Origin of the sequence: Pseudorhodoplanes sp., assembly GCA_032027085.1 — a bacterium.
In the GTDB taxonomy this organism is placed as follows: domain Bacteria; phylum Pseudomonadota; class Alphaproteobacteria; order Rhizobiales; family Xanthobacteraceae; genus Pseudorhodoplanes.
This window is the reverse complement of record JAVSMS010000001.1, coordinates 4,842,073-4,864,925: the sequence shown is the minus strand read 5'-3', so window position 1 is coordinate 4,864,925 and position 22,853 is coordinate 4,842,073. Positions and strand designations below refer to the sequence as shown.

Below are 22,853 nucleotides of genomic sequence, written 5' to 3'. Positions count from 1 at the left end.
TTCTGCGGCGTCACATTGGCCGCCCCAGCCGCATCAGGATCTGGTCGGCGAGACGGCGCGCCTTGGGCATGACCATGAAGCCCGTGATGGCAGCAACCGGCCAGGCAACGACAAACGCCTTGCCCCATTGCCGGAAAAAGCCCGGGTCAAGACCGAGATTCAGGAATGTGGCGATGAAGGTGACCATCGCCACCATGACGATGGTCATCAGCGACGCGGTGAGCAGCCGTGTCTTCCAGTCCATGGCGCAGGGTCCCTTTGCACGGCGGAAGTTGAACGCAACGTCGGCGCCCCATCAAGCGCGAAACCATTTGGTAACGCTAACCAGACCGGGGTTTTGCGCCCTCGGCAGGATTGATGAGACGTTAACAGAGTCATTCGCATTGTCCGCGTCATGTCCCGCGGAGTGCGTTTGTGTCTCGTCGGCTCCCTCGTTCTCGTCGCCCTGGCTGGCTGCGGGCGCTATTTTTTTGCGCAGCGTGAGCCCTGGCGGAAGGAAGCTGAGCTCGCCTGTCTGAAATCCGGCGCAGTGAAAGAAAGCCAAGTGCTGGTGCGGGCGGAGCCGATCAACGGCCCAGGCATTTGCGGGGCGGACTATCCGCTGAAGGTGACGGCGCTCGGCGAGGTCTCGAGCGCGATGGGCTATTCCGAAGAGCTGCGCCCGCCGGGCGCCATTCCGGGTGGGGCCAGGTCCCGGCCGTCGTCGCAGCCGTCATGGCCGGCGGCGGAGCCACGCTACGGCAATCCTTACAGCCAGCCGCGATCTGTGCCGCAGGTTGCCGCGCCGCAGACTTATCAGCCGCGCAGCGCCGTGCAGTCGGCGCCGTTGCAGGCGCCGCTGTCGCTCACGCCGCAAAGCCTGGATCAGCAGGCGTCGTCTTTGGGCAGACACGAACAGCCGGGGATGCGCGCCGCTCCCGCAGCTGCCACGTCGCGGCGGCCATCGATCTATGACGCGCCGCCGCCCGACAACGAAGACGATGTGTCCGATGCATCGTCCTCGCGCGCGCCGGTTCGACAAAGCCAGCCGCAATATCAGCCGCGGTCGTCTTATCCCCGTGCGCAAAGCGTGCCGCTGTCGCCGCGCGGGCAATATACCGGGTCGATCGGTCCGGTGGAGATCAAGCCGGCGGCGACGCTTGCCTGTCCGATTGTGTCTGCGCTCGATCAATGGATCGCGTCTTCGGTGCAGCCGGCGGCGCGGCGCTGGTTCGGGCAACCGGTGTCCGAGATCCGGCAGATTTCCGCCTATTCCTGCCGGGGCATGAACGCCCAACCGGGCGCGCGCATCTCCGAACATGCCTTCGGCAACGCGCTCGACATTTCCTCATTCACGCTTGCGGACGGGCGCCGCATCACGGTGAACAACGGCTGGCGCGGTACGCCGGAAGAGCAGGGCTTCCTGCGCGACGTCCAGGGCGCGGCCTGCGAGCAATTCACCACGGTGCTGGCGCCGGGCTCCAACCGCTTCCATTACGATCATATCCATGTCGATCTGATGCGGCGCGACAGCGGGCGCACGATCTGCAATCCCGATGCGGTGTCGGGCGAGATCATCGCCGCGCGCGCGGCGCAGGAGCGTGGCTATGCGCTCGGCCGGGATTCCGGCGTCACCGGTTCGGTGAACAAGATGAAAGCCGCGGCGAAGACGAAAGCAAAACCCAAGCTGAAGAAATTCTTCGCACCGGAAGAAGATGACGATGACTGGGTGGAAGATGACGGCCCGCGCCGCCGCGATGACTGATTTACTGGCAGCGCCGCAACGGAATCGTGTTTCCCGCAACCTGGATCACGATGTGGTCGGCATCGATCTGGCGCAGGGTGTAACTTAAGCGTGCCCGGATCTGGCCGGTGGCGAATTCATCGACAATGCGATAGGTCGCGTTTCCGGCGTTGTCGACGCTGACATTGCGATAGCTCGGCACACCGCCACCGGTGTCGAAGCGCTGCGGCGAATGGAATGTCATGTAGCGCCGGCCGCAATCCTTGGCCGGCCCTTCGCCGTGCGGATTTTCATAGGTCCATTTGCCTGAGACTGGATAGGACTGGGCCCGTGCCGCAGGTGGCGCCACGGCCAGCGCCGTGACGACCACAACGAAAATCAGGGCGCTTTGATCATGGCTTATTCTGACTGGAGCAGTCTGACTATCTTTCCACATGTAACGCGCAAAATGGCCTTCTCGACCAACCGGGACAAAATTCTGGTCGCCGATGTGTTTTTCCGGGGCAATGCATTCTCGTCAAATTTTCGCATTTTCCGCATTAAACTGCTAACGCTCCCCCATCATTCTTGAACGCGGAAGTTGAGAAAAATTGCTCCGGCAATCGGAGAATGCATTCCAAGCAAGTGGAGAGAATGGAGGGGATGCGATGGATACGGTCGTCGTCGATCCAAGCCGAACGGTCCTGAAATGTGTGGGGCGCTTGCTGGAGGCACGCGACCATCAGGTATTTCCGTTCCAGGATGCGCCGGAAGCGCTCGATTATATCTCCGCTCACACCAATGTCGGAGTGCTGCTGACCAGCGCCGAACTCACGTCCATGTCGGGAGCTGAAATGTGCCTCAAGGTGCGCCGTCTCGCGGGCAAGCGGCGGCCCATCTATATTTTGATGATGTCCGCCAGCCACGAGCGGCACAATCTCGTCGAGGCGATCGATGGAGGCGCCGACGACTTCATCAACAAGCCGCCAAATGCGGAAGAACTCTACGCCCGGCTGAGGGCCGCCGAGCGTCTCGGGACGTTGCAGCGCGATTTGATCTGCATGGCGACATTGGACCCGCTCACGGGCATTTCCAATCGCCGCGGTTTTTTTGAAGCGGCGGCCGAATATTTCAGCCCGTCCGTCGTCGGCCCTATCGCAGCCATCATGATCGACATAGATCACTTCAAGGGAATCAATGACACGTTTGGTCATGATGTGGGCGACGAAGCGATTCGCTGTGTTGCCGCGCTCGCAGCATCGGAAGAGGCGATAACCGGCCGCCTTGGCGGCGAGGAATTTGCCATGCTTCTGCCAGGCAAGACGGCGGATGACGCCGTCGCGCTGGCTGAACGGTTGCGCGTGCGGGTGACGGATCTGTCAATCAGTGCCGGTCAAGGCCGGATCAGCCTGACGAGCAGTTTTGGCGTCAGCGCTTACCAGATCGGCGACAACATCGACACATTGTTGCGTCGCGCCGACATGGCCTTGTACATGGCCAAATCGGGTGGCCGGAATCGTGTTGTTTCCTCGTCGGATGTCGAGGCGGCGCACGCACTCGACAGGACGGGCAGCGTGATCCGCGGTCAAGCGCGCGACATCAAGACGCGGGACTAGTCACGTCATGCGCCAGTGGCCTCCTGGCACGTGTGGTCAAGGCTGATTGTAGCGCCGGGCGAAGGCGGGAAGGCGCTCCGCGAGCTCAGGCCATTTCCAGATTGCCAAGGACAGCAGGATTTTCGCGACGCCACTGCGGAAATCGCAATGCCAGCTGCTTTTTGCAGGAACGGCCGCAGATTGTGAGCGTTGACCGGCATGCAGAGCGACGCGGAAGGGGAAGCCCCGCAGGCATTGGCATGGCGGCTCATCGAACGCTGCCGGCGGGACATCGAAGCGGCTTGGATACAGATCGAGGCGGCACGGCGCAGTCTTGGGCTGTTGCCCATCGCTGGTTACGGCATGGCGGCCGGCCGCGGAGGTCCGCATGTCCTTGGGACGCCGAAGCGTCAGCCGCGTTCGCTGGCCAAAACGTCGCCGTTGCGGCTCAGGAAGATGCGATCAGCAAGTCATCCCTCTGCTGGAAAGAGGACACGCGCGCCGAGGCCTGAACGCGGGCTATGATCGACGCTTTCGCGGATCGCCGCAGCCACCGGCAGTGGGTGTCTGGATGATGATGGCTTCGCCGGCGTCGAGCGTCGTGGAATCGCAGCCCTTGAGCTTCTCGATCGTGCCGTCCTTGCGGCGCACGGAATTTTCGCCGACCTGACCGGCTTCGCCGCCGGCAAGTCCGAACGGACGCACGCGGCGGTGTCCGGTCAGTAGCGTGCATTCCATCGGCTCGAGGAACCGGATGGTGCGGCGGATGCCGTCGCCGGCTTTCCATTGCCCCTTGCCGCCTGAATCCTTGCGGACGTGAAAATCCTCCAGCAGCACCGGATAGCGAAATTCCAGGATTTCCGGATCGGTCAGCCGCGTGTTGGTCATGTGCGTATGCACGGCGTCGGTGCCGTCAAAGCCGGGGCCCGCGGGCGAGCCCGAGCAGATCGTCTCGTAGTATTGATATTTTTTGTTGCCGAAATTCAGGTTGTTCATGGTGCCCTGCGCAGCGGCGAGCGCATTGAGCGCCCCGAACAGGCAATTGGTCACCGCCTGCGAGGTCTCGACATTGCCGGCGACCACAGCGGCGGGATATTCCGGCGTCAGCATTGTGCCTTTCGGAATCACGATATTGATCGGCCGCAGGCAGCCGGCATTCATCGGGATGTCATCGTCCACCATCACGCGAAACACATAGAGCACGGCCGCGCGAGTCACCGGCTCAGGCGCGTTGAAATTCGTCGGCTGCTGGGGCGAGGTGCCGGTGAAATCCACCGTCGCCTCCCGCTTTTTCTTGTCGACCGTGATCTTCACCTTGATCACGGTGCCCTGGTCCATCTCGTAGCTGAACTCGGAATCATGCAGCCGGTCGATCACCCGCCGCACGCTTTCGGCGGCGTTGTCCTGCACATGCTTCATGTAGGCGTCGACCACGGGCTGACTGAAATGCGCAACCATCTTGCGCAGTTCCTGCACGCCCTTCTCGTTGGCGGCGATCTGCGCCTTGATGTCGTTGATGTTCTGGATCGGGTTGCGTGCCGGATATTTGGCGCCGGTCAGCGCGGCCATCAGTTCCCTTTCGAGGAAGCGTCCGCGGTCGACCAGCTTGAAATTGTCGAACAGCACGCCCTCCTGCTCGATGGTCGTCGCGTTCGGCGACATTGAGCCGGGCGAAATGCCGCCAACGTCGGCGTGGTGGCCGCGGGAAGCGACCCAGAACAGGATCTTGCGCCTGGCCTTGTCGAAGACCGGCGTGCAGACCGTGATGTCGGGCAGATGCGTGCCGCCGTTGTAAGGCGCGTTGATCGCGTAGACGTCGCCCGGTTTGATCTTGCCTTTGTTGTCGCGGATGATGGTCTCGACCGAACGGTCCATCGAGCCGAGATGCACCGGCATGTGCGGCGCGTTGGCGACCAGCGATCCTTTGCCGTCGAACACCGCGCAGGAGAAGTCGAGCCGCTCCTTGATATTCACCGAATAGGCGGTGTTCTGCAAAGCGACGCCCATCTGTTCGGCGATCGACATGAACAGGTTGTTGAAGACCTCCAGCATCACTGGATCCGCCTTGGTGCCGATCGCGCTTTGCCGTTTCAGCTTCCTGACGCGCGCCAGAATCAGGTGATTCTTCTTCGTCAGCTCCGCCTGCCAGCCGGATTCAACCAAGATGGTCTGATGCGGTTCGATGACGATGGCCGGGCCTTTGATCTTCTGACCAGGCTTGATCTGGTCGCGCGTATAGACATTCGCCTTGTGCCATTGACCGGCGGAGAAAAATTTGGTGCGGCGGGTGGGCGAGGGGAGCTTGCCCCGCGTCGTCTTCAGTGTCTTCTCGCGGAACTTGGCGCCGCCGCCGACGGCTTCCACCGAAACGGCTTCGATCACCAGATCCTTCTTGCGGTCGACGAAGCCGAATTGCGCCTTGTGCGCTTTCTCGAACGCCGCCTTCATCGCTGCCAGCGTTCCGGCTTTCACCACAAGGGCGGTGTCAGTCCCCGCGTAGCGGATGTGCGCTCGGACTATCACGTCGATCGATTTCGCAGGTACACCCTGGCCCGCCACTTCGCCCTTCGTCTCTTTGCCGAGCCGCGTTCCGATCTTCTTCAGCGCGGCAAGTGATTTCACACCGAACGGCTCTTCGATCGCCTGCTGACGCGTGGCGCGGATGTCGGCGAGGCCCATGCCATAGGCCGAGAGCAGCGACGAGAAAGGATGGATGAGGACCTTGGTCATGCCGAGCGCATCGGCGACAAGGCAGGCGTGCTGGCCGCCGGCGCCACCGAAACAGTTCAGCGCATAGCGCGTCACGTCATAGCCACGCTGCACGGAAATCTTCTTGATCGCGTTGGCCATGTTCTCGACCGCAATCTTGATGAAGCCGTCGGCGACCTCTTCTGGCTTGCGGCCGTCGCCGACCTCCCTGGCGAGTTTCTCGAAGGCTTCGCGCACCGCCTTGTCGTCGAGCGGCTCATCCTGCCGCGGTCCGAAGATTTTCGGGAAGAAGTCAGGCAGCAGCTTGCCCACCATGACATTGGCGTCGGTGACGGCGAGGGGGCCGCCGCGGCGATAGCACTTTGGCCCGGGATTGGCACCGGCGCTGTCGGGACCAACGCGAAAGCGCGCGCCGTCGAAATGCAGGATCGAGCCGCCGCCGGCCGCCACCGTATGAATAAGCATCATTGGCGCGCGCATGCGTACGCCCGCCACTTCGGTCTCGAATGCGCGCTCGTATTCGCCGTGGAAATGCGACACGTCGGTCGAGGTGCCGCCCATGTCGAAGCCGATCACGTACTTGAAGCCGGCCTCGCGCGCGGTTTCAGCCATCGACACGACGCCACCGGCGGGGCCGGAGAGGATCGCGTCCTTGCCCTGAAACAGATCGGCGGCGGTGAGGCCACCCGAGGACATCATGAACATGAGGTGGACTCTTGTGGATGAGCCTCCTCCCGGCGCGCCGAGCGCGCCGACTTTCTCAGCAAGCGAGGTCGGTGAAGCAACAAGCTCGCTTCCTACCTGCGCTACATACTTGCGCAGGATCGGCGAGAGATATGCATCGACCACAGTCGTATCGCCACGTCCCACCAACTTGATCAGCGGCGAGACCTCGTGACTGACCGAGACCTGGGCAAAGCCCATCTCACGCGCGAGCGTGGCAACAGCCTTTTCGTGTTCCGGATAGCGATAAGCATGCATGAACACGATGGCGACTGACTTGATGCCGTCGGCTTTCGAGGCTTCGAGTTCGTCGCCTACAGCGGCGAGATCAGGCTTGCGCTCGACAGTGCCGTCGGCGCGCACGCGCTCGTCGACCTCGACAACGCGTTCGAACAGCATGTCCGGCTTGATGATCTGCCGCGCGAAGATTTTCGGCCGCGCCTGATAGCCGATGCGCAGCGCGTCGCGGAAACCTTTGGTCGTCACCAGCAAAGTGCGCTCGCCCTTGCGCTCCAGCAGTGCATTGGTCGCGACCGTAGTCCCCATTTTCACGGCGGCGATGCGGCCTTCAGGAATAGCGTCGCCGGCCTTCAGTCCGAGCAGGTCGCGGATGCCCTGCACGGCGGCATCGCGGTAGGCCTCAGGATTCTCCGACAGAAGCTTGTGCGCGACCAACGTGCCGTCGGGCTTGCGCCCGACGATGTCGGTGAACGTGCCGCCGCGGTCGATCCAGAAATCCCAGCTTTGCTGCGCCGCCATTTTGATGGTTCGCTGTGGTCTCTGCTCATCCTATAAATCGTCAACGATTTGTTGACAAATTATTTTACGACGCTAGCCTTCCATGAGGGCAATGGAAGCGCGGCTTATGGCCAGGCAGCAAGCGCAAAGAAGCGGCGAGAAACCGGTTGGCCCGGTGGTTTCTTCGGCACATCTGGCCGCCGGAGCGATGCCGGCTTTATCGGAACTGGAATTCGGGCTCATTCTTCTCGGTCACGCTTTCGAGCGCTGGATCGTCCGCTGTATGGCGGCCGCCGGCGTGCCCGATCTTTCGCCGCTGGACGTGCTGGTGGTGCACACCATCGCGCACCGCGGCAAAGCAAAGCGGCTCGCCGATATCTGCCTCGTGCTGAATATCGAGGATACGCATCTCGTTACCTATTCCGTGAAAAAGCTGGAGGCGGCCGGACTCGTGTCCTCGGGCCGCAGCGGCAACGAGAAAACGGTTGCGTTGACGCGCAAGGGCGAAACGGTTGTCGCCGCTTACACGAAAATCCGCGAGGTCTTGCTGGTCGCGCCGGTCAAGGGCGCCGGCAGCGATGAGCGACGCCTGTCGGAGATTGCCGCGCTGATGCGCGCCTTGTCCGGTCACTACGATCAGGCCGCGCGATCGGCGGCGAGCTTATGAAACTCGAACGGAAGACTATTCGAGGGGCAGGCGATCCCTGCTAGAGTGAGTGTCAGAGCAGAACGGCTGTGTGATGCAATCGCGAGGGAGAACGACGATGACGATAGTTATGCGTGGACTGCTTGGGCTGGCAGTAGCCGGCAGCGTGGCGACTGCGGCTGCGGCCCAGACTACATGGGACATGCCGACCCCTTATCCGGACGGCAATTTCCACACGAAAACCGTCGCCGCTTTTGCCGCTGACGTGGAGAAAGCCACTGGCGGTTCGCTCAAGATCAAGGTTCATTCGGCCGGTTCCCTGATCAAACATCCTGAAATCAAGCGTGCGGTCCGTCAGGGTACGGCGCCGATCGGCGAGATTCTGGAATCGCTGGCGGCCAACGAAGCACCGGTTTACGGTTTTGACGCGCTGCCGTTCCTCGCCACCGGCTATGATGCGGCGAAGAAGCTTTATGCTGCGCAGAAGCCGTTTCTTGAAAAGCAGCTCGCCTCCGAAGGGCTGATGCTGCTGTATTCGGTGCCGTGGCCGCCGCAAGGTCTGTATGCCAAGCGCGAGATAAAATCGGTCGACGATCTCAAGGGGCTGAAATTCCGCACCTACAATCCGATGATCGGCCGCATCGCTCAGCTGGCCGGCTCGATCCCGACGCAGATCGAGGTGCCCGACCTGCCGACCGCGTTCGCCACCGGCCGCGTCGATGTGATGATCACCTCCGCTTCGACTGGCGTCGACACCAAGGCGCAGGATTACCTGACGCATTACATCGACACACAGGCCTGGCTGCCGCGCAACATCGTTTTCGTGAACAAAGCGGCGTTCGACAAGCTGAAGCCGAACGAGCAGAAGGCGTTGTTGGATGCCGCCAAGGCCGCAGAAGAGCGCGGCTGGAAGGCCTCGCAGGAGGAAATGGCGATCAAGACCAAGGCGCTCAAGGATGCCAAAATTATTGTGCTGCCCCCAAGTGCGGAACTGAAGAATGGTCTGACCAAGATCGGCGAAACGATTGCGGCCGAGTGGGCGAAATCGGCCGGGGCCGATGGAAAAGCGATGATTGACGCCTACAAGAAGTAATTCAGCACTGACAAGAACTCCCGGACCCAGGCCCGGGAGTTCTTCTTTCGGCCGCGGGACGCGGGGGCAGGCCCGGCGTGACGATGTGGGGATCGTGATGCGGAAGTTTCTGGACGCGCTCTTTCAAACGGCACTTTGGCTTTCGGCCCTGTGTCTTGTCGTGATTGCGGTTATGGTCGGCGCGCAGCTTGCCGGCCGCCTCATCGATATTCTCCTGCCGCTGGTCGGGTTGCCGCCGGTTGGCCTCGTCATTCTGTCGCTGGCGGAAATCGCAGGCTATCTGCTGGCGGCCGCGAGTTTCCTGGCGTTGGCCGGCACGCTGAAAGCGGGCGCGCATATCCGCGTCACCATGCTGCTGGCGATGCTTTCCGAAAAGTGGCGGCACAAGGCCGAATTATGGGCGTTCGGCGCCTCGGCCGCGTTCGCTGGATACATGACTTGGCAATTGCTGCTGTTCGCCTGGGTGTCATGGCAATTCAACGAGGTGTCGACGGGCGTGATCCGGGTTCCACTCACAATTCCGCAGGCTGCGATGGCTGTGGGCGCACTGGTTCTCACCATCGCTCTTGTTGACGAGTTTCTCATCGTGCTGCGGCAGGGTCGGCCGACATTCCGGACGAGCGAAGACGCCATTACGCTTGGCAAGGAGGCGTAATGGGCGTCGTAGAACTCTCGTTCGTTCTCATTGTCCTGCTGTTCGTCATTCTGGGCTCGGGGATCTGGATCGGATTTGCGCTTGCCGCTACCGGTCTCGTCGCGGTCATGACCAAGATTGCGACGCCTCCCGGCCAGGTACTTGCCACGTCCGTGTGGTCTGCCTCCAATTCGTGGGATCTCACCGCGTTGCCGATGTTCATCTGGATGGGTGAGATTCTCTATCGCACCAAATTGTCGGAGGACATGTTCGAAGGGCTGGCGCCGTGGTTGCAGCGGCTTCCGGGACGCCTGCTGCACGTCAATGTCGTGGGTTGCGCGATCTTTGCCGCGGTGTCGGGATCGTCCGCGGCCACCTGCGCCACTATCGGTCGCATCGCGCTGCCGGAACTGCTCAAGCGCGGCTACGACGAGAAAATGGCGGTCGGAACACTCGCCGGGTCCGGCACGCTGGGGCTTCTGATCCCGCCTTCGATCATCATGATCGTCTATGCGACGGCGACCGACCAGTCGATCGCGCGCCTGTTCATCGCCGGCGTTGTGCCGGGTATCATGCTCGCAGCCCTGTTCATGGGCTTTATCGTCGTCTGGGCGTTGTTGAATACACGGCGGATGCCGCCGCGCGAGCCGCCGGTCAGTTTCGTCAATCGGGTCGTGGCCAGCCGCCGCCTGATTCCGATCGTGCTGCTGATCGCTGGCGTCATCGGCTCGATCTATGGTGGACTTGCATCCGCTACCGAAGCGGCGGTTGTCGGCGTGTTTCTGTCGCTGGCCCTGTCATGGTGGTCCAACACGCTGACACGCACCACCTTCGTCGAGGCCTTGCTGGGCGCGACCCGAACGAGCTGCATGATCGCCTTCATTCTGGCGGGGGCCGCCTATCTGACGGCGGCAATGGGTTTCACCGGCATCCCGAGCGCGCTGGCGGAATGGATCGCCGGATTCAATTTTTCGCACTGGCAATTGATTGCGGTGCTGACGGTGTTCTTCATCCTGCTTGGATGTTTCCTCGACGGCATTTCGATGGTGGTGCTGACGACGTCCATCATCATTCCGCTGGTCGATCGGGCGGGCTTTGATCTGATCTGGTTCGGCATCTATCTGGTGCTGGTCGTGGAAATGGCGCAGATCACGCCGCCCGTTGGTTTCAACCTTTATGTTCTGCAGGGCATGACCGGCCGCAACATATTCACCATCGGCGCGTACACGCTGCCGCTCTTCTTCCTGATGTGCGCGGCGGTGGCGCTGATCGTGATCTTCCCGCAAATCGCTTTGTGGCTGCCGTCGACAATGTTCGATGTGCGCTAGGCCTTGGCGGGACGCGCGACCCGCATGCGAGTTCCGATCGCAACCGTCAGCACCACAGCGGCGGCGAACAGCATCGTCTCGAGGTCGATTGCCTCGCGGTTGACCACCGCCGCCATCAGCACCACCACGAACGGCATCAGCAATTGAATCTGGCTGACGCGCGAAATGCCGCCCATGACCAGCCCGGCATTCCAGGCGAAGAAACCAATGAACTGGCTCATCAGGCCGAGATAGATCAGCGCCACCCAGACACTCGCCGGGATGCTGGATGCGTCTGCCGGCCATAACAGGAAAGTCGCCGGCAATGCGATGGGCAGCGATATAACGACGATCCAGGAAATGACTTCCCAGCCCGGCATCGTCGCAGCCAGTCGCGCCGAATAAACATAGCCAATGGCGGCGCAGGGCACCGCAAGCAGAACCAGCATATCGCCGATGGTAATGGTTCCTCCGCCGCCGCGATGGAGCGCGAATGCGATCACGAGCACGGCGCCGATCACGCCGGCAATCCAGAATCCGCGGCTTGGGCGCTCATGCTGGAACAATGCGGCGGCAACCGAAGTTGCGAGCGGCAGAACGCCAAGGATGACCCCGCTATGTCCGGCCGGCACCGTGACCAGCGCGACCGCCATCAGCAGCGGAAAGCCCAGCACCAGACAGATCGCACACAGGATCAGCGGTCCAAAGGCATTGGCCGAGGGCCATTTCCGGCGCGTGACGATCAACGCGACGACGCCGCCAAAGCCCGCCAGGCTGACGCGAAATGCCGTCAGGAAATAAGGATCGACAGATGGAATGGCATAGCGCGTCCCCGGCATGGTGCCGGAAAAGATGACGATGCCGATGAAACCGAGCAGCAGGCCGAGATTTTGTCGTTGGGAAAGCATGCAGGCAATTGTCGGGAGGAGGGAGACGCACGCTAGCTGCGTTTCGGACCGCGAACCAGCGCCGAGAATTCATTGGCTTCATGCGGTAAAGTGATGAGCAAGTTTTTTGGGGCGGCCGTCTTGACCTCCGTCGGCATTTCCCCTTCTCGTTCTGGCGTCTGGCTTGCTATTGTGCCGCCATGCCCGCCCCGTTGCTCCCGTTCGAACCCGACAGCGTCCTGGTGTCCGAAGTCGTGCCGTCGCCCAATCATGGCGAGCGAGCGAATAATCGCGATCCGGACATGATCGTCCTGCATTACACCGGAATGGAGGACGCGGATGCCGCCGTGCAGCGTCTCGCCGCCGTCGAAAGCAGCGTGTCCGCCCATTATTTCGTGCACGAGGATGGGCGCATCGTCCAGATTGTGCCGGAGAGCCGCCGCGCCTGGCATGCGGGGCACAGTTTCTGGGCCGGCGAGACCGACATCAATTCGTGTTCGATCGGCATCGAGATCCACAATCCTGGCCATGATTTCGGCTATCCGGATTTTCCCCGCCGGCAGATTGCGGCCGTCATCTCGCTCTGCCGTGCCATCATGCTGCGCCATTCCATTCCGGCCGATCGGGTGCTGGCGCATTCCGATGTGGCGCCGGAACGCAAGCAGGACCCCGGTGAGAAATTCCCCTGGCGCCTTCTGTCGGAGTCCGGCATCGGGCATTGGGTCGAACCGGCGCCGATCATGGACAGTCCAAATTTCGAAATGGGCGACCGCGGCGAGGCGATCGGCAAATTGCAGATGGCGCTCGCGCGCTATGGCTACGGTCTGCCGACCGACGGCTATTACGACGAGAAAACCCGCTGCGTCGTCGCCGCTTTCCAGCGCCATTTCCGCCCGGCCCGCATTGACGGCGTGCTCGATTCCTCGACGCTGATCACGCTGCGGGCGCTGCTGGAGACACAGCCCTCGCATCTGATGGCGCAGCAGACGGAAACCATGCCGCGAGACGTCGCCCGCGAAAGCCTCAGCGACACTTGACGCGGGCGTCCGCACTCCCCATTGCTAAGGCGTCAGTCGGCCGGACGGCCGCTCCGGTAAGGCTCGAAAGGGCGCCGGGGAGGAAAGTCCGGGCTCCACGGACACACGGTGCCGGATAACGTCCGGCGAGTCCGGTCTCCGCTTCCCGGAGACAGGGCCTAGGGAAAGTGCCACAGAAAAGTGAGACCGCCTCGGCCGCGTTGCGTATTGGCGCGAGGCAAGGGTGAAACGGTGCGGTAAGAGCGCACCGCGTTTGCGGCGACGCAGACGGCACGGCAAACCCCACCGGGAGCAAAACCGAATAGGAACGGCGCGGGACTTGTCTTCGCGAAAGCGGGACACTCTCAGGTCTGTCCGGACCAGCCGTTCGGGTAGGTTGCTTCAGGCGCCGGGCAACCGGCGTCGCAGAGGAATGGCCGTCACGTTCGCATCGCGAGATGCGGGCCATACAGAACCCGGCTTACAGGCGGGCTGACATCTTGATGAAGGGGCGTCCGGCGCAAACCGCCGGGCGCCCCGCCAGGTTTTTGGTCTGGGCGCGCCTGATCTGATGGCGCACAACAAAGCCCCGGCTTGCGCCGGGGCCAGTTGCGTAAAGCAGTCTCTCACTCAGGTTCAGTAGCGGGCAACAACCGGCGATTTGCCGTAGCCACCCCAGCGATAATTCAGGCCGATCTTGAAGGTGTGAATCTGTGTATCGGCATCGAAGCCGCCGCCACCGGGTCCGCCAAAATAATCCTCGCTGCCGAAATCCATGAACAGATACTCGAGCTTGACTGACCACGGATCGGCGAAAGCCCATTCCACGCCGCCGCCAATGGTCCAGCCAACATGCGTGTTGTCGCTGGAGGCGCCAGCGACAAATCCGGGGCCTGCCAAGCTGCCGGAAATCTCGTTGTGCGCCCAGGCGAGGCCACCCGTGACATACCAAAGTACGCGATCCCAAGCGTAACCAACACGCAGACGGGCCGTGCCGAAATAGTCAAGATCGGATGAGGCTGTCCCGGTAAAGGGAGCAATGACGGTCGTGACAGAGTCGCCAATGTCGGCCCAGGCGCTGTCAACCTCTACACCCCAAACCCACGGCGAACCGGCGGCCTGCCAATTCCAGCCGATCTGGCCACCGAAAAATCCACCGTCAATGTCGGCTGAACCTCCGAGCGTGCTGGACTCAAAATCGCCGGTTGCCCAGCCACCGTGAATACCGGCGTAGAAACCGCTCCAGTTGAAAGCGGCAACAACCGGTGCAGGAGGCGGCGCCTTTCTGGGAAGATCGGCGGCGTTCGCTGTGTGCGCGAAAAAGGCGATGCCGAGAAGTGAGAGAGAAAGTCCAAACAGACGACGCATCTGGCGCCCCCCTCTTGCTATGTCCGTCCCATAGCCACGTTAAATCAGCGGCAGTTCGCCGCAAGCCAAGCGAAAATGATGGTCGATAAATATCGCCGTAAAACGGTGGCTGGGCACCGGAAACCGTTGTAGCCGCGCAACGCAATCGCCTGATCGTGCACGCAACCGCGTGATAACGCCGCCTCATTCATTCGCGATCCTGGCTCTGGATGTTTTCGAGGTAGCTGGATAACGATGATTCGTTTCGGGGGGCGAGATGATGATGGCTCGCTTTTTTGTCGGCGGCGGCGCACGCGGAAACCTTCGCTTAACACCTGACCTGTCCCAAAAAATCGGACCTCGATTCGTTCTTCAGGAACACAAGACGAATCTTGTTTCAGATTGAGACGCGTCCACGCATTTTCGATTCGCCGACGCATGTGCACCGCCTGGTTAAGCAAATATCAAAGTGCGACGCTCAAAATCGCAAACGAAATCCCGTCCTTCAACGTGCGAATGCATAGGATACCGGGAGTCCGTGATGCGTGAGCCTGCCGTTGAATTGTACAGACTCGATCGTCGCAGCAAGTGCCGCTCTTGCGGGACCAGCTTGCCGCTCTCGGATATGATCCTGCGAAAATTCCAGCGCTGCTATTATTGCGGACGGCACAATCCGTTCGGCGCCGACTGGCGCGGCATCGTTGCACCGGCGCTGGTGATCGCGCTGGCCGCGCTGACGATGTGGTGGAAGCAGACATTCTCTTGATCGCAAAAAAAGCGGCCCGGACGGGGGTATCCGGACCGCTCACGCTCACGCTACACACTGTTGACGCCACTCTCACCCGAATTACTTGGACGGCGAACCAGCCGGCCTTCCGGGGCTGCTCGACGGCGAAGTCGCCCGCGCCTTCGAGTCCTGGTCTTTCTTCGTTTCAAAGCTTGCCGCCTGCTTCAGCTGATCCTTGGTCATGTTCAGCTTCAGCTTCATGTCATCGGATGCGCCCGCCGCCGAGCCTGTGGTTCCGGAGCCGGCCGGGACCATCTGAAACGATGACGGAGCCAAGGCGACGTTCTTGCTGCCGATGCCGAGGAAGCCGCCGACGCCCACGACATAACCTACGATCTTGCCGTCCTTGGTGAAGAGGACGTCATTCACGTCGCCGATCTTTTCATTATCCGGCCCGACCACGTCGGTTCCGATGAAATTCGACGACAGCATCTGGTCCGCACTTTGCGAATTGATGAACTGTGCATTGCCGGCAGGCGCCGACGTTGCAGCCTTGTCGGTTGCCGGTTTGTCCTGCGCCGATGGCATCGATTGCGATCCCGACGGCTGCGATGACTGCGCCGCGGCAGCACCGATCATCAAACCGGTAATCGCCGTGGTCACCATCAATTTCTTCAACATGCTCGCCTCCTTGCTTTCAAAAACAGAAACTCGTTGCGCGCCGCATACACGCGCGACGCACGCACGCAGAGCAAACGTCCGGAGGCGGAGCGCGTTCCGATGGAACTTCGCCTGCGGCGAGGAATCACAGGAGCCATGCAAGTTGTGTCGGAGACGTGATGCGGTGCCGCAGAAACGATTCGCCCGGGGCAGGAAAATCTTCTTCTTGCGGGAGCCGGAAAGGGCGCGTGCGGGCGTTCAACCCTTCCTTAATCTTAACCATCCTTAATCACGAGCGAGCAGCCCGGTATCCCCGTCAGCGGGAACGGGGCGTGAATCCATTGACGCCCAAATGTTCCCATGATAGCCCATATTCTCCCATACCGGTGCGGCGGGCGAGATGGACCGGTTCGTCTCTCATTTCATTCTGCGGCTGGACTCAAAAGGCCGGGTCTCTGTGCCGGCGCCGTTCCGGGCCGTGCTGGCGCGCGATGCGTTCGAGGGGCTCTATTGCTGCCCGTCGCTCGACCAGCCGGCGATCGAGGCCGGGGGCCAGGCGCTGCTGACCGAGATCGAGCAACTGATCGCAAGCTATCCGCCGTTTTCGGAGGAGCGCGAGCAATTCGCCACCGCGCTCTACGGCACCAGCGAAACATTGAAGATGGACGGCGAGGGGCGGGTGACGCTTCCCGAGTCTTTGAAGGACCATGCGGGGATCATGGACGCGGTCGCGTTCGTTGGTCTTGGACACAAATTCCAGATCTGGGCGCCCGATCGCTTCTCGGCGCAGCTTTCCGCGGCCACCGGAAAGATGCGCGAGCTGAGAAGGAAGCTGGGTGCGCAGGGGGCGGCGGTGAAACCGCAAGGAGCACGGGAATGACAACGGGCGGCGACGGCGGGGAACCCGCGGTCGCTGGCGGACTGGCCCGTCACATTCCCGTGCTGGGGCCGCAGGCGGTCGCGGCACTCAATATCAGGGACGATGGTGTTTACATCGACGGCACGTTCGGAGCCGGCGGCTACACGCGGCTGATGCTCGCGGCGGCGAATTGCCGGGTCATCGGCATCGATCGCGACCAGAGCGCGATTGCGCGCGGCGCCGATCTTGTCGAAAGCGCCAAAGGCCGGCTGATGCTGACCGAGGATCGTTTTTCTGCACTGGATGATGTTGCGCGCGGCGCCGGTTTCGACACAGTCGACGGCATCGTGCTCGATGTCGGCGTGTCTTCGATGCAGCTTGACGAGGCCGGGCGCGGCTTCTCGTTTCGTCTCGACGGTCCGCTCGACATGCGCATGAGCCGGCAGGGACCGAGCGCCGCCGACGTGATCGCGCAGGCGTCCGAACGCGACCTCGCCAACATCATCTATCAGCTCGGCGAAGAGCGGCAGTCGCGCGCCATCGCGCGTGCGATCGTCGCTGAACGCGACAGGGCGGAGATCGCGACCACGCGCGCGCTGTCCGAGGTTGTCGCGCGCGTGGTGCGCACAAAGCCCGGCGCCATTCATCCGGCGACACGGACCTTTCAGGCGCTCCGCATTTTCGTGAACGAGGAGTTGCAGGAACTCTGCGAAGCGCTGGTTGCGGCTGAGCGCATCCTGAAGCCTGGCGGGCGGCTTGCGGTGGTGTCGTTTCATTCGCTGGAAGACCGGATTGTGAAGTCCTTCTTCGCCGGGCGCGGCAAACACAAGCAGGGCTCGCGGCATCAGCCGGACGCACGCGGCCCGGCGCCGACCTTCACGCTGGTGACCAAAAAGCCGGTGACGCCGGACGACGCCGAGGTTGCAACCAATCAGCGCGCGCGCTCCGCCAAACTGCGTGCCGCCGAGCGCACGAGCGCGCCGCCGCGCGACGCAGACTTCGATGATCTCCTGCCGCGGCTGCCGTCCTTGGCCGATGTGATCAGGGGCCGCTGACATGCGCATCCTCAATCTGCTGGTCATCATCGGCCTGGTCGCGGCGGCGGCTTATGTCTACGAAATCAAGTTTCAGGCGACGCTGGACGCCGAGCGGCTGGCCGGGATGCGCGCTGAAATCAGGCGCGAGCGCGACGCCATCGCCGCCCTCCGGGCGGAATGGGCGAAGCTGACGACACCCCGCCGCATCGAGGGCCTCGCGCAGCGCCATCTGCCGCTGAAGCCGATCGATGCGCGTCAGGTGTCGAGCCTCGACAATCTGCCGGAGCGCCCCAAGCCGCCGACTCCGGAAGAGGCCGATCCGATCGGGGCCATCATCGAGGAAACCGACATTCCGACCGCCAGCATCGGCAATCCGGCGGGGGACCAATGACGCAACCCGTCGCACAGACCGGCAGTCCGGTGGCAGAGCCGAAGGAAAGGCTGCTCGATCGCCTTCTCTATGGCCGCAATGTCGACCGCAACGCCAAGGCGAAGGCGCGCGTCGGCCTCGCCATCGCGGTCTTCGCCGTCATTTATGCGGTGATCGCCGGCCGCCTTGTTCTCTATGGCATGTCGGCTGACAGCCATGCCTCCAGGCGGGCGGGCGGCGGCGACGTGATCGCCACTGCGCGGCCCGATATTCTGGATCGCAACGGCGCGGTGCTGGCGACCGACGTACGGATGCCTTCCCTGTTCGGCGAACCGCGCCGCATCATCGACGTGGATGAGGCGGTGGAATTGCTGACCGCAACCTTGCCGGATCTCGACGGGAAGGAAGTGCGCGAACGGCTGTCATCCAACAGGGGCTTTGCCTGGCTTAGGCGCGAAATCACGGCGAAGCAGCAGCAGCAGATTCACGATCTCGGCATTCCCGGCATCGGCTTTCTCGCCGAGAACAAGCGCGTCTATCCGAACGGGCCGGAAGTCTCGCATGTGATCGGTCACGTCAATATCGATAATCAGGGCATCGCCGGCATCGAAAAGTGGCTGGACAGCCGCGGGCTTGCCGATCTGCACCGGCTGGGTTTTGCGACCGACCGCCAGCAGAAGCCGGTCGAGCTCGCGCTTGATCTGCGGGTGCAGCATGCGCTGCGTGCCGAGCTTTTGGCCGCAAAGGACAAGTTCAAGGCGATCGCTGCGTCAGGACTGGTGACGGATGTCCGCACCGGCGAGATCATCGCCATGGTGTCGTTGCCGGATTACGACCCGAATGATCCGCGCCAGGCGCTGGACAAGACACGGCTCAACCGCCTGACCACCGGTGTCTTTGAAATGGGCTCCACCTTCAAGGCGCTCACCGTCGCGATGGCGCTCGATTCGGGAAAGATCACGCTCAATTCGTCGTTCGATGCCCGGCAATCGCTGCGCTACGGCAAGTTCAACATCAGCGACTATCATGCGCAGAAGCGCATACTCACGGTGCCGGAGATTTTTACTTACTCCTCGAATATCGGAACTGCCCGCATGGCGCTGGCGCTCGGCGTCGACCACCACAAGGCGTTTCTGAAGAAGATGGGCCAGCTCGATCGGTTGCGCACGGAAATTCCGGAAAGCGCCGAGCCGCTGGTGCCCAAGCGCTGGGGCGAGCTGAACACGGTCACCATCGCCTTCGGCCACGGTTTGTCGGTCGCGCCGCTGCAGGCGGTGATGGGCGTCGGTGCGCTGATGAATGGCGGCAAGCTCATTCCGCCCACTTTCCTGAAACGCTCGCAGGCGGAAGCCGACCAATTGGCAAAGCAGGTGATCAAGCCGGAGACCAGCGAGCGCATGCGCTATCTGATGCGGCTGAATGCAGAGAAGGGATCGGCGAAGAAGGTGGACATCCCCGGCTATTATGTCGGCGGCAAGACCGGCACCGCGGAGAAGGTCATTAACGGCCGCTATTCGAAGACCAAGCTTTTGACCACCTTCATGGCGGTGTTTCCCTCCGACCAGCCGAAATATCTCGTCACCATCATCCTGGACGAGCCGCAGCCCACCCCGGAGACGCATGGTTATGCGACCTCTGGCTGGAACGCAGCGCCGACCGCCGGCAAGGTGGTGGCCCGGATTGCGCCATTATTGGGCGTCGAACCGCGCTTCGATCTTCCGACTGCGGACAAGCAGATTCTGGCCGCCACGGCGGGGATACGGTAAAGCCGTGCCGTCGTCCTATCCCTCCCCTGAAAGGGGAGGGTCGGACTGCCGAAGGCAGTCCGGGGAGGGGTCATTTACAAAGTACAAGCTGCCCCCCACCCGGCTCGCTGAAGCTCGCCGACCTCCCCCTTGCAGGGGGAGGTATAAGGATGAACAACGACGCTCATGAAGCTCTCCGAACTCCTACCTCCCGATGCCACCTTCGACCCGCGCTTCGCCGCGCTGGAGGTAACAGGCATCACCGCCGACAGCCGCGCGGTGAAGCCGGGCGATGTGTTCGTCGCGGTGCCGGGGACCAAAGCGGATGGATTGCAATATGTCCCGCAGGCGATTGCCAACGGCGCGGTCGCGATCATCGCGGAGCGCAAGCCGGATGGTGAAGCAGCCTTCGCACAGGTGAAGAACGTGCGGCGCGCGCTCGCACTCGCGGCCGCGAAACTCTATCCGCGCCAGCCGCGCGTGATCACGGCGGTGACCGGCACGAGCGGCAAGACCTCGGTCGCCGCCTTCACGCGCCAGATCTGGGCCGCGCTTGGGCATCAGGCGGCAAGCCTCGGCACAATCGGCGTCGTTTCGCCCAAGCGCGAAGTCTATGGCTCGCTGACGACGCCCGACCCGGTTGCGCTCCATCGCACGCTCGATCAGCTTGCTGCTGAGGGCGTCACGCATCTGGCGATGGAAGCATCCTCGCACGGTCTCGACCAGCATCGCCTCGATGGTGTGCGCGTCGCCGGCGGCGCCTTCACCAATCTCAGCCGCGACCATCTCGATTATCATCCGAGTCTCGAACATTATCTCGGCGCCAAGCTGCGGTTGTTCGACAGTCTTGTTGTTGATGGCGGCAGCGCGGTGATTTGCGCCGATCATGACGAGGCCACGCCCGTGATCGATGCCGCGCGGAGGCGCGGTTTGAATATCTTCACCGTTGGTCGCAAGGGAGAGGGCATCCGCCTGACCGATGCGGCGATTGACGGCTATGCGCAGAAGTTGACGGTCGCACACGCCGGCAGGACATATTCCTTACACCTGCCTCTGGTCGGTGCCTTTCAAATTGAAAATGCGCTGGTGTCGGCGGGGCTTGCCATCACGACGGGAAGCGATGCCGCCCGCGTATTCGCGGCGCTGGAAAAACTGCAGGGCGCGAAGGGCCGTCTTGAATATGCCGGCTCGTATAACGGCGCGCCGGTTTTTATCGACTACGCGCACAAGCCGGACGCGCTGGCGAAGACGCTGGAGGCGTTGCGTCCGTATGTGAAGGGCAGGCTGATCGCCGTGTTCGGTGCCGGCGGCGACCGCGATCCCGGCAAGCGCCCCATCATGGGGGCGATCGCTGCCGAGAAGGCCGATCGTGTGGTCATCACCGACGATAATCCGCGCAGCGAAAATCCGGCGGCCATCCGCGCCGCCATTCTTGCGGCGGCACCCGGCGCGACCGAGATTGCCGACAGGGGCGAGGCGATCCGCCAAAGCCTGACCGGACTCAATCCCGGCGACGTGCTGGTGATCGCCGGTAAAGGCCATGAAACCGGCCAGATTGTCGGCGACCGGGTGTTGCCGTTCAGCGATCATGATGCGGTCGCGGCGGCTTTGGGGGAGAAGCTTTGATGGCTTTATGGACCGTCGACAGGATGGCGGCGGCGATGCGCGCAAGCGCCGACGGCGTGACGGCGCAGGACATTTCCGGCATCTCCATCGACAGCCGCACGCTCGTGCCGGGCGAGGCCTTCTTCGCGATCGCCGGTGACAATCGCGACGGTCATCAATTCGTTGATGCGGCATTGAAGGCCGGCGCGGCGCTGGCGGTTGTTGCCGCCGACAGGCGCGGCAGTCTTCCCGGCGACGGGGGCTACCTCATCGTCGATGACGTGCTTCAAGCCTTGCGCGATCTGGGCAAGGCGGCCCGCGCCCGCACCGACGCGAAAGTGGTCGGTGTCACAGGTTCGGTTGGCAAGACATCGACCAAGGAGGCGCTGCATCTTGCGCTGTCGCGTGAAGGCCTGACGCATGCCTCGGCGGCGTCCTACAACAATCACTGGGGTGTGCCGCTCTCGCTGGCGCGCTGCCCGCAGGACGCGCGTTTCGCCGTCTTCGAAATGGGTATGAATCATGTCGGCGAGATCGGTCCGCTGTCGAAGCTGGTGCAGCCGCATATCGGCATCATCACGACAGTGGCGCCGGTGCATCTCGAATATTTCAAGTCGGTCGACGAGATCGCCGACGCCAAGGCGGAAATCTTCGAGGGCCTGATGCCGGGCGGTGCTGCGATTCTCAATTGCGATATCGCTCAATTTTCCCGGCTGGTTGAAAAGGCCAAGGCGGCGAAGGTCGGTCGCATCGTGTCCTTCGGCGAAGATGAAAGCGCCGATGCGCGTGTGATCAGTTGCGCGCTGCAGCCGGCGAGTTCGACCGTGCGCGCGAATGTTCTGGGCGAGAATATTGCCTACAAGCTCGGCGCGCCCGGCCGGCATCTGGTGCTGAATTCACTGGCCGTGCTGGCGGCCGCCAAACTCGCCGGTGCCGATCTCGCCATCGCGGCGCTCGCGCTCGCCGATCTGAAACCGGCCTCCGGCCGTGGCACCCGCATCGATTTGCGCGTGCCCGGCGGTTCCGCGTTGTTGATCGACGAAAGCTACAACGCCAATCCGGTCTCCATGCGCGCCGCGCTCGAGCTGCTCGGACAGGCGGCGCTCGGGCCGCGCGGACGCCGCATTGCGGTTCTGGGCGACATGCTGGAACTCGGCCGCGAGGCTGAAAGCTTGCACCGCGCGCTGGTCGAGCCGGTGATCGCGAACGAAGTCGATCTTGTCTTTTGTTCCGGCCCGGCGATGCGAAATCTGTGGCAGGCTCTTCCCTCGGATCGCCGGGGCGGCTATGCGGAGGATTCGAAAGGTCTCGAACCGCAGGTCCTCGATGCCATCCGGGGCGGTGACGCCATCATGGTCAAGGGCTCCAACGGTTCGAAAATGGCGCCGATCGTGAAAGCACTGCAGCGCAATTTTGCGCCGGCGGACGCGCACGAGACGGCGTCGGCATAAGG

At 62.5% G+C, this 22,853-nt stretch carries 20 protein-coding genes and 1 other RNA gene; 15 read left to right on the top strand and 6 right to left on the bottom strand.

All coding sequences use genetic code 11. The features are described 5' to 3' along the window. Positions 1-10: 10 nt before the first annotated feature. Positions 11-244 carry a DUF2798 domain-containing protein gene (locus tag RO009_23910; protein MDT3688076.1) on the bottom strand — a complete coding sequence of 78 codons (234 nt, stop codon included), beginning with the start codon at positions 242-244 and terminating at the stop codon, positions 11-13. A gap of 150 nt (positions 245-394) precedes the next feature. Here RO009_23910 and RO009_23905 point away from each other — a divergent pair, with 150 nt between their 5' ends. Next, entirely contained in the window at positions 395-1,744 is a 1,350-nt protein-coding gene (locus RO009_23905; protein ID MDT3688075.1) for an extensin family protein, read from the top strand. A 1-nt stretch (position 1,745) separates the two neighbouring features. Here RO009_23905 and RO009_23900 read toward each other — a convergent pair whose 3' ends face one another. Then, entirely contained in the window at positions 1,746-2,072 is a 327-nt protein-coding gene (locus RO009_23900) for a hypothetical protein (GenBank protein ID MDT3688074.1), read from the bottom strand. Positions 2,073-2,370: 298 nt separating this feature from the next. Here RO009_23900 and RO009_23895 point away from each other — a divergent pair, with 298 nt between their 5' ends. After that, the gene (locus RO009_23895; protein MDT3688073.1) at positions 2,371-3,318 is read left to right on the top strand and encodes a diguanylate cyclase; all 948 of its coding nucleotides are present in this window, start codon (positions 2,371-2,373) and stop codon (positions 3,316-3,318) included. Positions 3,319-3,816: 498 nt separating this feature from the next. Here RO009_23895 and RO009_23890 read toward each other — a convergent pair whose 3' ends face one another. Next, the gene (locus tag RO009_23890; GenBank protein MDT3688072.1) at positions 3,817-7,488 is read right to left on the bottom strand and encodes a hydantoinase B/oxoprolinase family protein; all 3,672 of its coding nucleotides are present in this window, start codon (positions 7,486-7,488) and stop codon (positions 3,817-3,819) included. A 106-nt stretch (positions 7,489-7,594) separates the two neighbouring features. Between RO009_23890 and RO009_23885 the strand changes: the two genes are divergently transcribed. From RO009_23885 to RO009_23870, 4 genes are all read left to right on the top strand, one after another. Beyond that, positions 7,595-8,134: a winged helix DNA-binding protein gene (locus tag RO009_23885; protein MDT3688071.1), complete on the top strand. Its 540-nt coding sequence runs from the start codon at positions 7,595-7,597 to the stop codon at positions 8,132-8,134. Positions 8,135-8,231: 97 nt separating this feature from the next. Further along, positions 8,232-9,206: a TRAP transporter substrate-binding protein gene (locus RO009_23880; protein ID MDT3688070.1), complete on the top strand. Its 975-nt coding sequence runs from the start codon at positions 8,232-8,234 to the stop codon at positions 9,204-9,206. Positions 9,207-9,303: 97 nt separating this feature from the next. After that, complete coding sequence (locus RO009_23875) at positions 9,304-9,861, top strand: TRAP transporter small permease subunit (protein MDT3688069.1); 558 nt, start codon at positions 9,304-9,306, stop codon at positions 9,859-9,861. Continuing rightward, positions 9,861-11,168 carry a TRAP transporter large permease subunit gene (locus RO009_23870; protein MDT3688068.1) on the top strand — a complete coding sequence of 436 codons (1,308 nt, stop codon included), beginning with the start codon at positions 9,861-9,863 and terminating at the stop codon, positions 11,166-11,168. The genes RO009_23875 and RO009_23870 overlap by 1 nt, the downstream gene beginning before the upstream one ends. On the opposite strand, the gene RO009_23865 is transcribed toward RO009_23870, so the two are convergent. Beyond that, entirely contained in the window at positions 11,165-12,055 is an 891-nt protein-coding gene (locus RO009_23865) for a DMT family transporter (protein MDT3688067.1), read from the bottom strand. The genes RO009_23870 and RO009_23865 overlap by 4 nt on opposite strands. 179 nt (positions 12,056-12,234) lie before the next feature. On the opposite strand from RO009_23865, the gene RO009_23860 reads away from it, so the two are divergent. Further along, positions 12,235-13,071 (top strand): N-acetylmuramoyl-L-alanine amidase, encoded by an 837-nt coding sequence (locus tag RO009_23860; GenBank protein ID MDT3688066.1) that lies wholly within the window; start codon positions 12,235-12,237, stop codon positions 13,069-13,071. A 32-nt stretch (positions 13,072-13,103) separates the two neighbouring features. After that, positions 13,104-13,550: RNase P RNA component class A (rnpB, locus tag RO009_23855), an RNA gene on the top strand. A gap of 136 nt (positions 13,551-13,686) precedes the next feature. Here rnpB and RO009_23850 read toward each other — a convergent pair. Further along, positions 13,687-14,418 carry an outer membrane beta-barrel protein gene (locus RO009_23850; GenBank protein MDT3688065.1) on the bottom strand — a complete coding sequence of 244 codons (732 nt, stop codon included), beginning with the start codon at positions 14,416-14,418 and terminating at the stop codon, positions 13,687-13,689. 520 nt (positions 14,419-14,938) lie between these two features. Here RO009_23850 and RO009_23845 point away from each other — a divergent pair. Then, positions 14,939-15,163 (top strand): hypothetical protein, encoded by a 225-nt coding sequence (locus tag RO009_23845; GenBank protein ID MDT3688064.1) that lies wholly within the window; start codon positions 14,939-14,941, stop codon positions 15,161-15,163. A gap of 81 nt (positions 15,164-15,244) precedes the next feature. Here the strand turns inward: RO009_23845 and RO009_23840 are convergent, their stop codons facing one another. Beyond that, positions 15,245-15,805: a PRC-barrel domain-containing protein gene (locus RO009_23840; GenBank protein MDT3688063.1), complete on the bottom strand. Its 561-nt coding sequence runs from the start codon at positions 15,803-15,805 to the stop codon at positions 15,245-15,247. Positions 15,806-16,184: 379 nt separating this feature from the next. On the opposite strand from RO009_23840, the gene RO009_23835 reads away from it, so the two are divergent. From RO009_23835 to RO009_23810, 6 genes are all read left to right on the top strand, one after another. Next, positions 16,185-16,664: a division/cell wall cluster transcriptional repressor MraZ gene (locus RO009_23835; GenBank protein MDT3688062.1), complete on the top strand. Its 480-nt coding sequence runs from the start codon at positions 16,185-16,187 to the stop codon at positions 16,662-16,664. Then, positions 16,661-17,698 (top strand): 16S rRNA (cytosine(1402)-N(4))-methyltransferase RsmH, encoded by a 1,038-nt coding sequence (gene rsmH / locus RO009_23830; GenBank protein MDT3688061.1) that lies wholly within the window; start codon positions 16,661-16,663, stop codon positions 17,696-17,698. The genes RO009_23835 and rsmH overlap by 4 nt, the downstream gene beginning before the upstream one ends. Position 17,699: 1 nt before the next feature. After that, positions 17,700-18,071 carry a hypothetical protein gene (locus RO009_23825; GenBank protein ID MDT3688060.1) on the top strand — a complete coding sequence of 124 codons (372 nt, stop codon included), beginning with the start codon at positions 17,700-17,702 and terminating at the stop codon, positions 18,069-18,071. Beyond that, positions 18,068-19,816, top strand: a complete 1,749-nt coding sequence (locus tag RO009_23820) for a penicillin-binding protein 2 (GenBank protein MDT3688059.1) — start codon at positions 18,068-18,070, stop codon at positions 19,814-19,816. Before RO009_23825 ends, RO009_23820 begins: the two co-directional genes overlap by 4 nt. Before the next feature lie 165 nt (positions 19,817-19,981). Beyond that, positions 19,982-21,421: a UDP-N-acetylmuramoyl-L-alanyl-D-glutamate--2,6-diaminopimelate ligase gene (locus tag RO009_23815; GenBank protein ID MDT3688058.1), complete on the top strand. Its 1,440-nt coding sequence runs from the start codon at positions 19,982-19,984 to the stop codon at positions 21,419-21,421. Further along, positions 21,421-22,851 carry a UDP-N-acetylmuramoylalanyl-D-glutamyl-2,6-diaminopimelate--D-alanyl-D-alanine ligase gene (locus RO009_23810; GenBank protein ID MDT3688057.1) on the top strand — a complete coding sequence of 477 codons (1,431 nt, stop codon included), beginning with the start codon at positions 21,421-21,423 and terminating at the stop codon, positions 22,849-22,851. The genes RO009_23815 and RO009_23810 overlap by 1 nt, the downstream gene beginning before the upstream one ends. Positions 22,852-22,853: the final 2 nt, after the last annotated feature.

What these genes read in the sequence shown, in the direction of transcription:
- RO009_23910 (MDT3688076.1), bottom strand. Translation starts at nt 244, where the DNA reads ATGGACTGGAAGACACGGCTGCTCACCGCGTCGCTGATGACCATCGTC.
- RO009_23905 (MDT3688075.1), top strand. Translation starts at nt 395, where the DNA reads ATGTCCCGCGGAGTGCGTTTGTGTCTCGTCGGCTCCCTCGTTCTCGTC.
- RO009_23895 (MDT3688073.1), top strand. Translation starts at nt 2,371, where the DNA reads ATGGATACGGTCGTCGTCGATCCAAGCCGAACGGTCCTGAAATGTGTG.
- RO009_23890 (MDT3688072.1), bottom strand. Translation starts at nt 7,488, where the DNA reads ATGGCGGCGCAGCAAAGCTGGGATTTCTGGATCGACCGCGGCGGCACG.
- RO009_23885 (MDT3688071.1), top strand. Translation starts at nt 7,595, where the DNA reads ATGGCCAGGCAGCAAGCGCAAAGAAGCGGCGAGAAACCGGTTGGCCCG.
- RO009_23880 (MDT3688070.1), top strand. Translation starts at nt 8,232, where the DNA reads ATGACGATAGTTATGCGTGGACTGCTTGGGCTGGCAGTAGCCGGCAGC.
- RO009_23875 (MDT3688069.1), top strand. Translation starts at nt 9,304, where the DNA reads ATGCGGAAGTTTCTGGACGCGCTCTTTCAAACGGCACTTTGGCTTTCG.
- RO009_23870 (MDT3688068.1), top strand. Translation starts at nt 9,861, where the DNA reads ATGGGCGTCGTAGAACTCTCGTTCGTTCTCATTGTCCTGCTGTTCGTC.
- RO009_23865 (MDT3688067.1), bottom strand. Translation starts at nt 12,055, where the DNA reads ATGCTTTCCCAACGACAAAATCTCGGCCTGCTGCTCGGTTTCATCGGC.
- RO009_23860 (MDT3688066.1), top strand. Translation starts at nt 12,235, where the DNA reads ATGCCCGCCCCGTTGCTCCCGTTCGAACCCGACAGCGTCCTGGTGTCC.
- RO009_23850 (MDT3688065.1), bottom strand. Translation starts at nt 14,418, where the DNA reads ATGCGTCGTCTGTTTGGACTTTCTCTCTCACTTCTCGGCATCGCCTTT.
- RO009_23845 (MDT3688064.1), top strand. Translation starts at nt 14,939, where the DNA reads ATGCGTGAGCCTGCCGTTGAATTGTACAGACTCGATCGTCGCAGCAAG.
- RO009_23840 (MDT3688063.1), bottom strand. Translation starts at nt 15,805, where the DNA reads ATGTTGAAGAAATTGATGGTGACCACGGCGATTACCGGTTTGATGATC.
- RO009_23835 (MDT3688062.1), top strand. Translation starts at nt 16,185, where the DNA reads ATGGACCGGTTCGTCTCTCATTTCATTCTGCGGCTGGACTCAAAAGGC.
- rsmH (MDT3688061.1), top strand. Translation starts at nt 16,661, where the DNA reads ATGACAACGGGCGGCGACGGCGGGGAACCCGCGGTCGCTGGCGGACTG.
- RO009_23825 (MDT3688060.1), top strand. Translation starts at nt 17,700, where the DNA reads ATGCGCATCCTCAATCTGCTGGTCATCATCGGCCTGGTCGCGGCGGCG.
- RO009_23820 (MDT3688059.1), top strand. Translation starts at nt 18,068, where the DNA reads ATGACGCAACCCGTCGCACAGACCGGCAGTCCGGTGGCAGAGCCGAAG.
- RO009_23815 (MDT3688058.1), top strand. Translation starts at nt 19,982, where the DNA reads ATGAAGCTCTCCGAACTCCTACCTCCCGATGCCACCTTCGACCCGCGC.
- RO009_23810 (MDT3688057.1), top strand. Translation starts at nt 21,421, where the DNA reads ATGGCTTTATGGACCGTCGACAGGATGGCGGCGGCGATGCGCGCAAGC.